Source organism: Vibrio sp. 99-8-1, from assembly GCF_013114595.1.
Classification (GTDB): Bacteria; Pseudomonadota; Gammaproteobacteria; order Enterobacterales; family Vibrionaceae; genus Vibrio.
This window is the reverse complement of the sequence record NZ_VTXE01000022.1, coordinates 1-15,126: the sequence shown is the minus strand read 5'-3', so window position 1 is coordinate 15,126 and position 15,126 is coordinate 1. Positions and strand designations below refer to the sequence as shown.

The following is a 15,126-nucleotide window of genomic DNA, read 5'->3' as shown; positions in this document are numbered from 1 at the left end:
CGTTATGGCGGGGATTTTTGTTTGTGGTTATCAATTTAATCAACAAGAAGAAACTTAGCCTACCAGTAAGCTAACATCCGTTATCTGTTGCTAACTGACGTTGCGATAGTTGACTCGATATTAGAACCAACGCCATTAAACCGCACACGGCTAAATAAAAGAATCCCAATCCAGCTTGATCTGAAACCCACACCTCGACTAAGTAACCACCAAACAAACCGGATAAACACATCTGTACCGATCCAGATAAGGCAGAGACAGAACCTGCCTGCTGTTTGTGAGGAGAGAGCAGCATGCTGATAGAGAGAGGAAATGAGATCCCTTGAGCAACTGCCAGTAATGTAAAGGCAAAGATAAGATTAAACAGCGTCATCTCCGTCGCTAATAACCACGCTCCTGAAAACGTCATCAATGCAATGGCAAATGCCATTAAGATGCTGTTAGAAAAGTAGCGGTTAATAACATTGAGAATGAGACTACCAATTAGTAGGCCCGCCGAGGGAATGATCATCACCGAGCCATATTCGGCTGTAGTGAGACCAAGTTGGTTTTGTAGTAAGAACGGAAATAGCGATAGCGATACAAGGCTAGCAAGGTAGCTCAACCAGTTGTAGCTGGCGCTGCCTATAACTTGAGGGTTACAGATTAACTGCCAATAGGTGCTCATCACCTTTTTAACCTTAAATGGTTTTTGATTGTATGGCAGAGTTTCAGGAAGAATAAACCAGCCTAATACGTATATGCTGCATAGATAAAACAATACAAAAACGAACACAGCCTGCCAACTAAAATGGAAAGCAATCCACCCACCCAATACAGGGGCGAGGATGGGAATAATAGAGGCGGTAATTGAGATGTAGGAGAAGGCTTTTGTTAACTGTGAACCGTCATAACTATCTCGCAACACACTTCTCCCCAGCACTGAGGCGCTTCCTGCTCCAAGTCCTTGCAGTAATCGTCCTATCTCTAAGGCTTGAAAGTGGTCAGAAAAAAATAGACAAACGACAGTACCTAGTAAATATATGCCTTGGCCAAGAATGAATATAGGCCGTCGTCCAATGGCGTCTGACATGGGGCCATAAAAAAGTTGTGATACGCCAAATCCGACCAAAAATAGGGTAACAAGCATTTGAACTTGTGCCTGTCCGATAGCAAGTGACTCGCTAATTAACGGTAATGACGGCAAATAAATACTGACGCCAACCTGCCCTGTAGCAATGATCATCATGGCTAACAGCATGGGTGTTTTTTTAAAGGTGGTTCTCTTTTCTCTTATCATGCTAACAGTGTATATTGATAACCAATGTTTGATAATTACCGCTTTGGGAATTAAATTAATTCCCATTTGGAATTAGTTGAGGTGGCGATGGATTGGATTCAAAGTGTGCAAAGTTATGTTCGTGTTGTTGAAGAGGGCAGTTTTAATGGCGCGGCAAGAAAGCTTAATACGACCGGCTCAGCGATAAGTAAACGAATACACTGGTTAGAGGATCGAGTTGGTGTTCAGCTATTGAAGAGAACAACACGATCTGTGACGCAAACAGAAGCAGGGGTACTGTTTTATGAGCGAGCGAAAAGTCAGCTAGATAGCTGGCAATCAGTTATTGATGAAACACGAAGTGTAAACCAAGCACCTGCAGGGTTACTGCGCATTGGGGCAACATTGGCGGTAGGATCCAAATTTCTGATCCAGTATTTAGATGATTTTTTGCAGCAATATCCAGACATTCGCATTCAGTTGACCACAACAACTCCAGGGCAGTTACCAGAGCTGAGTTTGGATCTATTTATAAGCCGTGAAATCGAGCAATTAAACTCACTAAGCTTTAAAGCCACGCCACTTTTTGAACACCAAGCGGGCTTCTATGTTTCTCCCAAGTATATTGAAGCGTACGGTGAACCAAAAACAATCGATGATCTTGCCTACCACAATATGTTGATTTGGGGAGAGCGCCCGCAACGAGAGATAAAGTTATCTCAAGGTCGGCGACTTCATTTATCTGGAAATTTTGCCACCACTAATCCTGAAGCTCTGTTTTATGCAGGAAAAAATGGCATGGGTATTTTGCTTACCAATAATGTCATGATTAAAGAAGAGTTAAAAAGTGGTGCTTTGGTTAGGATTTTGCCAGAGGTGACAGCTGATGAAGCGACAGTTTTTGCGTATTATCCGAAGCTGGATTATCAACAAACGCGAACGCAGTTATTCTTAAATTACTTGAAACAACGTTTAGAGAAAGAGCAACTAGGGTAGGGTTGTTAAGGACTCTCAGTTAAAACAAACTAGGCGCTCTTAGCTATGGAGCGCCTCAAGGGTCAGACGACTTTTGTTACTTACCGCTCTCTCCTGGCTCAGAGATTTGATACAAGGTATGTTCATCACATGTCTCTTCGCAGTTACATGCTTTGTCGACTCCAACATTGCTTAAGCCTCCACAACTGCCTTTGATTGTTTTTTTATTTAATATGACACCGATTGCCATAAGTAAAATCACAATAAGAAAAACACCGAACGTAATAAGTAGTGTAGTCATAATTTGCCCGTTATTTATTGAAAGGCTTTATTGATGAAATGGAACGAAGGTTTCTTCTCATCATCTGGCCTTTACCTGCACCTTGCTGTAAGTGTACACCATCTTGTTTATGTTCGTGTGCATTTGAACTTCCACATCCGCAGCCACTTCCACTTCCTTTATGAGAGCATCCTCCCTTCTTCGCGTGATTGGTCGAAGGGCGACCTTGCTCTGCGCTTGTCAGTTCAGTCATAGGGCTATTGATAGCACTAGCCAACGGAGTTTGTGCAGTGACTTGAAAGACACGAATACCTGAGCTGAGTAGTTTACCCAGTGCTCTTTCACCGATATTTCTAACAATAACCGCATCTGCTTTCATGCTACTGATCAGAGAAAGCAGCGATTTTTTATCTTGGCAAGAAGAGTTGCCAAGAGCCGCAGGGTTATGCATATAGTCAATGGATGAGTTTTCTTGATTTATAAATGCAAATTGTGATGCTTTCATAAAATGATTCGCAACACAATTACGGTTATGTGGGATCGCATAGATCATTGTTCTGACTCCTTATCTTCTAGAACAAGTGCGTTACCTTCAACCAAACTAGCAGCAACTTTAAACCGAGCACGGCTTACTATATTGCCAAAAGTTTGCCTAGAAACGCCCATTTGATCAGCAGCCTCTTGTTGACTAAGGTTCTGATAATCAGCAAGTCTTAGTGCTTCAAATTCTTCAGAGAGCAAGTCGGTCTTAGTGAGTTTACTCATTGGTATGCCGTTTGGTTTAAAGCAGCTATGAGCTGGTCTTCCACAGATACGGCGACACTTTTTAGGTCTAGCCATAAGCTCTCCTTGGTCGTTTCAATTTTATCATACGATCATTATTGGCATATGCCAATAATTTATGAGAGTTATTTTTGGCATATGCTATTTTAAAGGTATTGTATAGCAAAATTCCTCTGGGGGAACGGTTAATAAGTGTTTGGTTTATTAGTGTCTGTTTTTTAGAGGTATTTACTAAGAAGCTTCTATAGTGGCAAGAGTTAACTCATTGACTGAGGTAAATGACAAACACAGTCAACCTTTAGTGGGTTAACTGTGTTGTTATAATCTGTGTATTTATAAGCTATACCGCTATAAATTATGCCACTATAAAGTAAGTAGTGTTGGATCGGTAAACGTACCAAGCACGGCAGTGGAATGTACGGAAGAAGCGTGAGGATAGAACACTTGTTGTTCGCAGCATGGACAGGTTGGTAGCTTTTCGTCTTCCTGATCGATATCGACAACTATATTACAATTTTTGCAGAGGTAGCTTCCTTTGCCCGGTTCCTGACCTGTGATCAAGCAACAAACATCATCATAGTGATTCATAAGTCTACTCCTTTATAGGTATGAACGTTTGATAAGTTATAGTTGAGAACTGCTTAAAAAGCGAGCAGTAATATGATGAGCTCTACACTCCTTCCCAAACATTTATGTATTGAAATGTAACCATCATGTAAAAACGAGACGATTGAGCTATAAATGTAAGTTGGTTTTATTGTTGGCTCGTTTTTTGATAGTGCCTGTGATTAATTTTTCGGTTGTTTGTAATTGTTATTGCGCTAATAAATAAAGCCTCAAAATTGAGGCTTTACGATGCAAAGCCGTAAATCTGGAGTGATCTAAACTTTAAACTTACTCACTAATGAACTTAACTGCTCGTTCGCTGCTGCAAGGCTTTGTGTGCTGTCTAATGTCGCTTTTCCGTTATCTGTTAGATTTAAAACCATTTCTCTGATGTTCGTCATATTACGATTTACTTCTTCCGTAACGGAGCTTTGTTGTTCTGATGCCGTTGCAATCTGGGTACTGAGATCATTAATCTCCACAATCGAGTTACTGACAGAGTCGAGCCCTTGAGCAACCTTATCGGCATTCTCTGCGGTGGTCTCACAAGTCATTTTTGTTTCATCCATGGCAGAGACAGCTTGTGATGCATCACGTTGTAGTCGATCTAGCAGATCGTTGATTTCTTTAGTACTGGTTTGAGTTCGAGAGGCGAGGGCTCTTACTTCATCAGCCACGACAGCAAACCCTCTTCCTTGCTCTCCTGCTCGTGCAGCTTCTATTGCGGCATTTAGTGCGAGTAAATTAGTTTGCTCAGCGATGTCGCCAATAACGCCAAGTACATTAACAATCTCTTTAGTATTGTTATTCATTGTATGGATATTGGTTGCAGCAGAGTCCACTTCCTGCATCAATGAAGACATGCTAACACTGGCTTCAGTGACGCTTTTCTTCGATGATTGCGCTTCGATACCGGCTTTCTTGGTGTTTTCAGCAGTATCGGCGGCACTTTGTGCCACTGTTTCTGCTGTTGCACTCATTTCGGTTATCGCGGTAACAACTTGCTCGGTCTCTGCTGAATGTGTAACCAAAGCTTGGTTGGTATTTTCAGACTGTATTTTAAGCTCTTCAATGCTGCTCGTTATGTGAGTGGAGGCGGCGGTGACGTCTTTTATCATCGACTGCAGATAGATGATAAAATTATTTACTGAATTTCCAATATCACCAAGCTCATCTTTACTGGTTATCTCAACTCTCGAGGTAAGGTCCGCTTCTCCGGTAGATAAGGTATCAATTCGTGTTCGTAAGCCAACAAGCCCTCGAACTAAGCTGTTTATTGTCCATAGCGTTATTGCTAATGACACTATGATGATGACGCTGCCTACCCCAATTCCTTGATAGACTTTCTGATTAAAGATATCCGCTGTACTGGTGGTTAAAGACTGTTCTATCTCAGTTATGTCACTGGCATAAGTACCGGTAACAATTGTCCATCCCCAATCAGGGAAAATAGTTCTTGAGTAGGCAATCTTTTGTTCGGTCTGTTTGGTTGCTGGGTTTTCAAACTCTATATAGGTAAAGGCTTCCGTTTTTCCTTTGATATCATTTGCTATTTTGCTGGTATTCCCTAATATCTGCCCGATGATCTCTTCTTTTGGGTGAGTTAAGATCGTCCCTTTTTCATCTTGAACCCAAAAATAACCATTTTTGCCATATTTTGATTGTCTAATGGTTTCTAATGCAGAGTCTAGCTTATCCTTTCTCAAGGTATTGATGTACTCACCAGTAGCAATAACCATATTCATCGGGGCAAAATAGATAGAAGCAGAGAGTTTTTCTTCGACTTTACCGGTGGATGGATTGTCAAAATAGTAGCTAGAAAACCCTATTTTTTCTTGTTTAGCTGAAGAGACAATATCTTGAGCAAAATAGATGCCTTTTACATCTTCGCTTTCGGATGCATCGGTACCAATAATGCTTGTATTAGCACCATTGGCAAGATAAACGATAGAGTCCGCATCATAAGCAAAAATATATCGGCCATTCCCCCAACGATAGTTGTTTAAAAAGGCGAACACGGCATCTTCTGAACCACTGTTTTGGTAAATCTGTTCAACGGTGGATGCAAAGGTGCTTATTTCATCCGCTAAACTTGCTTTCACGTTCTCAAATTTGGCACTGTTGTAGTAGTTGGAAACCGACAATGTAACGGTATCTATTTGACCTTTTAGATTATTATCAATGAGTTCAGATACTTTCTCGGTAACATTTTCTTTTTCTGTACCAAGAACAACATCTTTTGTGATAAACATGTTCACCACAAAAAACAGACCAAATATAATAAGGGCGCTACTTACCATCAAAGTAAGCTTGGTTCTAATCGTTATATTCATGATGTCCTCTATTATTGGATGTGAGGTAGGGGGACGATCCAATGACGTAATTTATATTAGTTATATAGTGAATCCTTAAAGAGTATATTATAAATAAGCTAAATATCGTCTCTCATTGGCTGATTATGTTGCGTCAATCAAAGAAGTGAATGAATCATTTGTTGTCGATCAAAGTTTTAGAATTTCTTTGATATGGATAGAGGGAATGAGTTTTGAACAGCAAATAGACGAGGAAAATTCCAACTTATCGCTGGCTGTTTAAGGGGGTATTCATTGTTTGAATGTAGGGGATGAGTCAAGAGAGCAGTAAAACAGCATTTAGCTGCTTAACTGCTCATCGGAACAACATTCATCATTGAGAAAGCCGATGACATTTTCTAGCTTTTGGTACTCTGCAACGCAATAGAGCGTTCTTCCTTCTCTTCTCTGGCTTATCAGCCCAGCAGAAGCTAGGTTAGATATATGGTGCGAAAGTGTTGAGCCGGGAATATCTAGTCTCTGCTGAAGCCCTCCAACAGCAATTCCTTTAAACCCTGCTTTTACAACACACTTATAAATGGTTAACCGTGTAGGGTGACCTAACTCTTTTAAGGCTTTTGCTACATCATCAATGTTCATTTTTATCCGATTTTATATTAAAGCGAGAATATTTTGATAATAATGGAAGTATCACGCTTTCGCAATTTGCCGATGATGAAATAACAAGAGTTTGTACTCAACTAACTTTAAGGTGCCCATATTTTCGTCAGATAGCTTTGAAAGGGGATGCCATGCTTAGATTCTCTTTCTTGAACTGAACCGGTTGATGCCGCTCTCAATTTTTCACTTAAGGTCACTTGAGTAAATTAAGTATATATCGTCAGAAAACGTTGGCTGATAAGCAATAACTCACTAATAAAAATGAGAAATATCGATACCAAGAGATGATGGGGAGATAGCGTGATCGATCTTTAAATCAGACTGGTTAAGGTGAACCGAAGTGACTTCAATAAACTTTTCATATTTATTAGAGTAAAAACATTTTACTTCGGGATTAAGAGGGTGTTTTTTGTTGCTTGCTTCCACTAAACCGACTTTACCGTCGCTAAGTTGCACGAGTGAACCAACAGGATAAATACTGATGCAGTTGATGAATTTATACACCAAATCTTGATCTAGCTGTTTTGGCGTCATTTTTAATAATATTTTAAAGGAATCAGAAGGGCTTAGGCCCGTTTTATAACAACGTTCAGCTGTTAGCGCGTCATAGATATCGACAATACTACTCATTCGTCCGTAGAGAGGAATATCTTTACCACTGAGGCCGAGTGGATAACCTTTACCATCCAGTTTTTCATGGTGCATTAAACAGACCATTTTACTTATCTCAGTAAGACCAGAGATTTGAGGGATCATCTCTGCCGCATAGACCTGATGGAGTTTCATATGATCAAACTCCTGTTCGGTAAGCTTAGCTGGCTTGTTTAGTATTTTGCTTTTTACTTTGGTTTTGCCTATGTCATGCAGCATACCGCCAATGGCTAACTGTTTTAGAATCTCTTTATCGAGCTTTAAGTACTGGCCAAACGTCACAAGCAGGCAGGCAACGTTAACGGAGTGTTCGAGTAGGTAAGTATCTTTACTTCGTAAAGCAGAGACAAACTTAACTGCATCAGGATTTACCAATACGGCATCGACGACATCATCAGCCCACTCTTCAACAATACCAACATCGATAGGAGTATCTTCGAAGGTATCGTGCATAATTTTTGCAGCAAGGTTTCGGGCTTCACCTATCAGCTTTTGTGCTTTCTCTTTTTTAACTGAGCGAGAAGAGTGTGGTACCGCTTTCACCTCTATTTTCTTGCTAACAACGTGTGGTTTATCCACTACTTTGTTAGCGTCAGTTTTTGGTTTTTTCGCCGAGGTAGTTTTCTTCTCTTCAATAAACGTGCATTTTCTTGAGGAAAGTTTGACGTTTACCCATACGAATTTCACTTCGCTATCTATCAACTGCTGTATGCCTTTTTGATTAGCGACGCGTCCGGCATTTCCCAGCGCAATACGAGAACTATGTTCAATAGCGGTCACAAACATCCCTATTTGGACGTTTTTAATCGCTATTTTAATCGAATCTTCTTGCCTGTATTGCATACGATTTACTTAATTAGAGAGTGATTAGGTGTACATAATGATAATAAGTGCAATCATTGAAATCTGCATCCTGAGGTAATTGATTCTTGCTGGCTCTGTGAGCTGTGGCTCATCGGTAGAAGAAAAAATGATGTTAACAGAGTGGGAAAAAGGTTTAATTGCCTGAATATACTATTAATATTTTTATTATTAGTAAAGGCTTTATACTCAAGTGACCTCAAGCTGCCGGACCCAGCGTGGTATCAACAGGGTCTCAGGAATAAACGTGAAGATAGCGCTCACTAGTCTTTCTTGGTCAACTCATCGCGAGACGTTAACGTTGATGCTAAGCGATCTACCCAAGAGTTAATGGCATCTTTTGCATCGTCAAGTGAGTCGATCATTGTACTAAAATCTTTCTCTCCAGCTTGGCGGTCAATGACAGCAATTAAGGGAGTATCTGTCATAGATTCGCTGACGAGCAACTCAATCGTTGCGCTGCCCACGTTGGTGTGTTCGCCCGTGGTGAGTTTAGAAATGGTAGAGATACCTAAACCAAATGGCAGAATAGTGCTGGTAACCGCTAAAATAGGGTTAGGCAGCTCAACATTACTAATTGCGATGCTTAATCGAAGTGTTGTATCACTCGGCTGATCAACTATTTTTTTAGTCGAAGATATCTTATGTTTTAGTCGATCAACTAAATAGGTTGTGAGCTCGTTGATCTCTTCGTCATTCAGTTCTGAGTTATCAACGACAACGTAAACGCGATCGATTAAAACGCTGTCATACTGACTCAGTTTATTTTTTATTCTCTCTTCGCTTGATAAACCAATTCTTGTCCAGACTAAATCAACTCCCCCTTCTGGACCGGGGCGAAAGTTGTCAAATGAGGTGAATTTGGTTGGGTGTTGCAGTTTTCCTGAAGCACAACCAAAGAGGAACAGTGCTGTAAAAAAAATCGCGCAGATTCGTAACAGAGGTAATTTCATTAAATTGAGTTCATATGCAAGGGATAAAACCTAAGATAGCTTAGTTGGCAATAAATTTCATTGGTTATTAACAATGTGAACGTAACAGGTATCTACTTTTTTAACTGATGAAGTACCTTTGTTAAGGATGGTTCAATAGCATGTTCTAATGACACAATTTCTGGCCCAGGAGAGACTAAATCGGGAATTTGAAACATCTGTAACCCCGCAGCTACTCCAGAGCGAACGCCATTATTAGAGTCTTCAAAACCTAAGCATTCTTGTGGTGCAATATTTAAACGTTTTGCTGCCAGTAAGTAAATTTCAGGATGAGGCTTTCCATGTGTGACCTCACAACCACTGGTTATGTCAGTAAAAAAGTGGCTTAATCCTGCTAATTGCAATTTAACATTTGCTAATTTCTGGTCGGTAGAGGTTGCGACAGCCATGGGTATTTTTTTGCTTTGAAACCACTCTAGTAGTTCGATGACCCCCTCTTTTACAGGAATGGCATGATGCTCAACAACTTCATGATAATAACTCATCCATGTTTTTCTTAGCTGAGTGTAGTCAAGCGTCTCTCCATATCCATCTCGAATGGTCTTTTCAATGCCTTGCGCGTTCTGGCCTATGATCCCCAGATAAACTTCCTGTAAAAATGGTAATGAAAGAGTTTGGCACGCTTTTATAAAAGATTGCTGACACACTCTTTCTGTATCGAGTAAAAGTCCATCCATATCAAAAATTGCTGCTTGGTAGTTCATTTTTTTCCTCTCTAAATTGCAGGTGGATAGTACCACGAATTTACTGCGGTAAGGCACAGAATAGATGAACGAAGACAAATAGTTAGCAAGTTAGTTGGCAACAAAAAGTGCCGCTAAAATGAGAGGGTTCTGTTGTGGCTATAATCTTAACTAATTGATAATAAAAGCTTTTGAACTAATGCACCTAGTTTCTTAAATATTCATCAATATTAATATAACTCTGCTAAGCTTAATTATTAAGTATTGTAACAATAATAAACGATAAAACCGTGGCTAGGAGAATATAATCATGTTTCGTCAGTTAACATCAGCTTTGGCTTTTATATTTGCTGTTACCTATGCCAATGGGGGGCTCGCAAATAGCAGCGACAACAGTTTTAGTCATCAAAAGAACACGCTTACTCGAGACTCTATCGTAGTTGGGAGAGTGAGTACTAATCCTAAAAAGCACTTTAAGCACCTTAAACCTATTGCGGATTATCTGGCGGACAATTTGAGTGATTTTGGCATTACGGAAGGAAAAGTACTGTTTGCTAAAGATAATCAGCAAATGATTCGTTTCATACAGCAGGGCAAGGTTGATCTGATCACTGAAACCGTATTTTCGGCTACGGAATTTCAAAATAAAGCCGGCGCCGAAATTGTGCTCCGTCGTTGGAAAAAAGGCGTGGCTGATTACTCTTCGATTATGTTTGCCAGAAAAGACAGTGGCATCACCTCACTTGATGGATTGGTTGGCAAGACGATTGCCTTTCAAGACATGGGGTCCAGTTCCTCTTTTTTTATACCGGCTTCTATCTTAATTCAAAACGGGTACCAGCTAATTCGCTTAGATAGCCCTAGAGAAGTAGCGCCTGAACACGCCATTGGTTATGTGTTTGCTAATAAGGAGCTAAATATATCAGCTTGGGTGAACAAAGGTATTGTAGATGCTGGAGCATTAAGCAACTTAGATTGGAACAATGAAGAAGATATGCCAGAAAGCTTTCGCCAAGTGAACAACATTATTTATCAAAGCATCCCTTTTCCTAGAGGTGTTGAGTTGCTAAGAGCGGATATGGATCCTGCTTTAAAAACGCAAATCGTACAAATACTGCTAAACGCTCATGAGAATGAGCAAGGTAAGAGAGTACTTAAAGCTTATCAAAAAACCTTAAAATTTGATGAACTGTTTGATTCATCTGACAGTGTTAGACGAGCTAAAGAGTTAGCGCAAATCGTAGCAGAACAACTGTAAACCGTATTATTCGACTAATACGTTGCGTAATCATCTAGGTAGGTTTGGCATATGGTGATAAAAAAGATAAAAGTAGGAATTCAAGGGCGTTTTATTGTGGTTAATATCGTATTGGTGACGATAATTATCACTGTGATTTCTATTGTGCAACTTTATAATTTTAACACCACGTCGCAAAAAGTTTTGGAGCTAAGCACAAAAGACACCAGAGCCAGCCTGCTAAAACAAGCCTATAAAAGAGGCAATAGCATATTAGATTACATATCTGAATCTGTTGTTAATCCATTTTATCAGTATGATCTTGATGCGACTTACAACCTTTTACAGCCAGCGTTAACCAAAGAAGAAGTGATATCCATCGTTGTTTTTGATGAGAGTGGTGCGACTTTTCATGACGGAGAAGAAACCATTCCTAGCTATGGTGAAAAACTGCAGGATGAAGATCTGCTTACCAGCGTTATAGACAATAAACGGGTATATACCTCAATCAATAGCCAATACTTGATCATGGCGAAACCCATCTTTATCGATACGGATTTACTTGGTGGAGTAGTGTTAACTCTATCTTTAGAGCCGATTTATCAAGACATGAATAAAATTACGTCCCATATAACAGAAACGAATCAGAGTGGATTGCAGAAAATAACGATAGCGATAGGCATTACTGCACTATTGTTTTGTGTTGGAGGGATTTTTATCTCCGTTCTCATTTCTCGATCACTAGTTTCGCCCATTCATGATCTCGTTTCGCATACAAAAAGTATTGTTAAAGGTGATTTTGAAACAGAGAACAAGATTGATCGTGATGATGAAATGGGCGAATTGGCCGAAGCATTTAATGAAATGGGAAGAAGCTTAAAAGTACAAACCGATGAAATCTCATTCTTGGCCTATCATGACTCGTTGACCAAGCTTCCTAATCGAGCACTGTTTATTAAACAGCTGACTCAACTGATCAGCCGAAAAGCAGTCAATGAACGTTTTTCTGTGCTTTTTCTCGATCTCGATGAATTTAAATTTGTGAATGACAATTATGGTCACAAAGCGGGTGATGAACTGTTGTGTGAAGTGGCTACTCGAATAACGGATAATTTGCGAGTTAACGATTTTATCGTTAGCGGTACTTCATTTTTATCTAAATATGAGCTCGTCGCTAGAATCGGTGGCGATGAGTTTCTGATCTGCCTTCCCGATATTAGCGACGATATTTGCACTGCAAAGATCGCAACACGATTAATCGATGCTATTCAGGTACCAATAACATTAGATAAAGAGGAAGTCGTGATTTCTGGTAGCATAGGTATCGCCAACTTTCCTGAAGATGGTTCAACCGCTGAAGAACTCATTAAAAACGCCGATATTGCCATGTATCAAGCGAAAAGCATGGGGAAAAATATCTACGCGAATTTTGACCAAAAACTAAATGTTCAAATTAAGGCTCGTATGGTGATAGAGCAAGACTTGCGTCGAGCGATGGATGACTTGTCTCAGTTTGAACTCTGGTATCAGCCACAATTCTCTGTCGAAACCTCTGAGCTTGTCGGTGCAGAAGCTTTAATTCGTTGGCGTCACCCAACAAAAGGGCTGATATACCCTAATGAGTTTATTCCAGTGGCAGAAGAGTGTGGTGTCATCATTTCACTTGGAGAGTGGGTTATTGATACCGCTTGCAGGCAGTTAAAAATTTGGCAGGCGCATTATTCTGAAGATTTTTACATTTCCGTAAATCTTTCTGCGCGACAAATATACCGTTCCAATCCAGTGGAACTGTTTTCAGCGATACTTAGTAAACATCAAATTTTACCAAACAGATTACATGTGGAAGTAACCGAAAGCATCTTAATGAAAGATGAGTCTCTTGCAAAAAGTACACTTGCAGATATACGCAGTCTAGGTATTCAACTTTGGCTTGATGATTTTGGTACTGGCTATTCTTCACTCTCTTATCTAAGAACGTTTGAATTTGATGGGGTTAAAATTGATCGTAGTTTTGTATCAGATATTGAGATAGATAATTTTGATAGAGCGTTAACTTCTGCCGTTATTAATATGGCTAAAAGCTTAAATATCTCGGTGGTGGCAGAAGGTGTCGAAACTCAATTCCAATTAGATTTTTTAGCGGAAAATCAGTGTGATGTTGCTCAGGGCTATTTCTACTCCAAACCTGTACCTAGTGATGAATTTGAAACGAACTTCTTAGACATCAACTATTACAATCAATTTCTCAAATCGAATGGTTAACCGCATTGCCTGCCATTTAACCTAAAAGGGTCAGTGATTATAACCAAGGTCATTGCGCATCAGTATTGATGTTGCATATAGGAGATTAAATCCTAGTTGCATTATTGCAATCCGGGTTTGAATTTCTGACTATATCCTCATTCTCGCCCTCTCTTTAGACTAAATGAAAAGTGAAACAAGGAGAGAAAATTATGCAACGAGTATTTATTGTGGCGGCAAAACGTACTCCCATTGGCAGCTTTAATGGTTCGTTGGCGTCATTATCTAGTGTGGAGTTAGGTGCACACGCTGTGAATGCCACGCTGATGCAAGCCAACATTGATCCAGAAGCGATAGATGAAGTCATCGTTGGTAATGTTTTAACTGGGGGCAGTGGTATGGGACCGGGTCGTCAGGTCTCTATAAACGCAGGGATACCAAACACGGTTCCTGCTTATACCATTAATATGATTTGTGGCAGCGGCATGAAAGCGATTATGGATGCCGCTAGCCATATTCGAGCTGGAGATGCGCAGGTTGTAATGACGTGTGGGACAGAGAGCATGTCGAATGCACCTTTTATCTCTTCAGGACAGAGTCGCCGTGGTGTCCGTATGGGACATCAAACCGTAGAAGACAGCATTATTAAAGACGGTTTAACGGATGCTTTTCATCAGTATCACATGGGAGTAACGGCTGAAAACGTTGCTAAGCAGTGCCAAATTAGCCGAACTCAACAAGATGATTTTGCATTGAGCAGCCAGAGAAAAGCGTGTTACGCCATAGAAAATGGTCATTTTGATAACGAAATTAGTGCGGTAACCATAAGCAAACGTCGCAAACAAACCATCGTTGCTCAAGATGAGTACCCGAAAGCGGATTGCACCCTTGAAGGGCTAGAAAAACTGCCAACTGTATTTGAACGGGAAGGGAGCGTAACCGCGGGAAATGCTTCTGGCATTAATGATGGCGCCTCGGCAATTTTATTGGTATCTGAACAGGCACTGAAACACCATAACCTGACACCTCTTGCTGAGCTGGTGGAATATGGGCAGAGTGCCATCGCCCCTGAAATCATGGGACTAGGGCCTGTATCCGCGATTGAAAATACCTTAAAAAAAGCGGAGTTAAAGATTACCGATATTGATGTTTTTGAACTGAATGAAGCGTTTTCAGCCCAAGCTTTAGGTGTTATTCACTCTCTGACTAAACAGCATAATCTTGAGAAAAATTGGTTACTGGAACGCAGTAATTTAAGTGGAGGAGCCATCGCGTTAGGGCATCCTATTGGAGCTTCTGGCAATCGCATCGTCACAACGCTGGTTTATCAGCTTCAAAGAACTCAACGTCAGTATGGTCTCGCCTCATTGTGTATTGGCGGTGGAATGGGCACTGCGTTGATAGTGAAACGTTGCTAGAGATCATATATCGCTCCTTACTTCCATCCCAGTGCAACTATCTCTTCTATACTGAAATAATCTTTTATACTCAAGTGACCTCAAGATGCAGGATTCAGAGCAACATCAACAAGTTCAGTTCAAGAAAGATAATTGAAGGAATGGCATTCCCTTTCAAGATTATCTGACG

14 protein-coding genes are annotated in these 15,126 nt (G+C 40.3%); 4 read left to right on the top strand and 10 right to left on the bottom strand.

Features of this window, described 5'->3' with window-relative positions; translation table 11 throughout:
- Nucleotides 1–70 precede the first annotated feature (70 nt).
- Complete coding sequence (locus F0227_RS13340; protein ID WP_171753712.1) at nucleotides 71–1,279, bottom strand: multidrug effflux MFS transporter; 1,209 nt, start codon at nucleotides 1,277–1,279, stop codon at nucleotides 71–73.
- A gap of 87 nt (nucleotides 1,280–1,366) precedes the next feature.
- On the opposite strand from F0227_RS13340, the gene F0227_RS13335 reads away from it, so the two are divergent.
- Nucleotides 1,367–2,254, top strand: coding sequence for a LysR family transcriptional regulator (locus F0227_RS13335; protein ID WP_171753711.1), 888 nt, complete (start codon nucleotides 1,367–1,369; stop codon nucleotides 2,252–2,254).
- A 76-nt stretch (nucleotides 2,255–2,330) separates the two neighbouring features.
- Here the strand turns inward: F0227_RS13335 and nqrM are convergent, their stop codons facing one another.
- From nqrM to F0227_RS13290, 9 genes are all read right to left on the bottom strand, one after another.
- Nucleotides 2,331–2,534, bottom strand: a complete 204-nt coding sequence (nqrM, locus tag F0227_RS13330) for a (Na+)-NQR maturation NqrM (protein ID WP_171753710.1) — start codon at nucleotides 2,532–2,534, stop codon at nucleotides 2,331–2,333.
- Nucleotides 2,535–2,544: 10 nt separating this feature from the next.
- A complete protein-coding gene (locus F0227_RS13325) occupies nucleotides 2,545–3,066 on the bottom strand; it encodes a NifB/NifX family molybdenum-iron cluster-binding protein (protein WP_171753709.1) in 522 nt (173 codons plus the stop codon).
- A complete protein-coding gene (locus tag F0227_RS13320; protein ID WP_171753708.1) occupies nucleotides 3,063–3,353 on the bottom strand; it encodes a DUF134 domain-containing protein in 291 nt (96 codons plus the stop codon). The genes F0227_RS13325 and F0227_RS13320 overlap by 4 nt, the downstream gene beginning before the upstream one ends.
- 306 nt (nucleotides 3,354–3,659) lie before the next feature.
- Complete coding sequence (locus F0227_RS13315; protein ID WP_171753699.1) at nucleotides 3,660–3,884, bottom strand: hypothetical protein; 225 nt, start codon at nucleotides 3,882–3,884, stop codon at nucleotides 3,660–3,662.
- A 293-nt stretch (nucleotides 3,885–4,177) separates the two neighbouring features.
- Nucleotides 4,178–6,235: a methyl-accepting chemotaxis protein gene (locus F0227_RS13310; RefSeq protein WP_171753707.1), complete on the bottom strand. Its 2,058-nt coding sequence runs from the start codon at nucleotides 6,233–6,235 to the stop codon at nucleotides 4,178–4,180.
- A gap of 318 nt (nucleotides 6,236–6,553) precedes the next feature.
- Nucleotides 6,554–6,853 (bottom strand): metalloregulator ArsR/SmtB family transcription factor, encoded by a 300-nt coding sequence (locus F0227_RS13305; RefSeq protein ID WP_171753706.1) that lies wholly within the window; start codon nucleotides 6,851–6,853, stop codon nucleotides 6,554–6,556.
- 273 nt (nucleotides 6,854–7,126) lie between these two features.
- The gene (locus tag F0227_RS13300) at nucleotides 7,127–8,368 is read right to left on the bottom strand and encodes an HD-GYP domain-containing protein (protein ID WP_171753705.1); all 1,242 of its coding nucleotides are present in this window, start codon (nucleotides 8,366–8,368) and stop codon (nucleotides 7,127–7,129) included.
- Nucleotides 8,369–8,649: 281 nt separating this feature from the next.
- Nucleotides 8,650–9,339, bottom strand: a complete 690-nt coding sequence (locus tag F0227_RS13295; protein WP_171753704.1) for a DUF3313 domain-containing protein — start codon at nucleotides 9,337–9,339, stop codon at nucleotides 8,650–8,652.
- Between the two features lie 92 nt (nucleotides 9,340–9,431).
- Nucleotides 9,432–10,082, bottom strand: a complete 651-nt coding sequence (locus F0227_RS13290) for an HAD family phosphatase (RefSeq protein WP_171753703.1) — start codon at nucleotides 10,080–10,082, stop codon at nucleotides 9,432–9,434.
- A gap of 289 nt (nucleotides 10,083–10,371) precedes the next feature.
- Here F0227_RS13290 and F0227_RS13285 point away from each other — a divergent pair, with 289 nt between their 5' ends.
- The 3 genes from F0227_RS13285 (at nucleotide 10,372) to F0227_RS13275 (ending at nucleotide 14,957) form a co-directional block, all read left to right on the top strand.
- Complete coding sequence (locus F0227_RS13285; protein ID WP_171753702.1) at nucleotides 10,372–11,319, top strand: phosphate/phosphite/phosphonate ABC transporter substrate-binding protein; 948 nt, start codon at nucleotides 10,372–10,374, stop codon at nucleotides 11,317–11,319.
- Between the two features lie 51 nt (nucleotides 11,320–11,370).
- Nucleotides 11,371–13,560 (top strand): EAL domain-containing protein, encoded by a 2,190-nt coding sequence (locus F0227_RS13280; protein ID WP_171753701.1) that lies wholly within the window; start codon nucleotides 11,371–11,373, stop codon nucleotides 13,558–13,560.
- A 191-nt stretch (nucleotides 13,561–13,751) separates the two neighbouring features.
- Nucleotides 13,752–14,957, top strand: coding sequence for an acetyl-CoA C-acetyltransferase (locus F0227_RS13275; RefSeq protein WP_171753700.1), 1,206 nt, complete (start codon nucleotides 13,752–13,754; stop codon nucleotides 14,955–14,957).
- Nucleotides 14,958–15,126 lie beyond the last annotated feature (169 nt).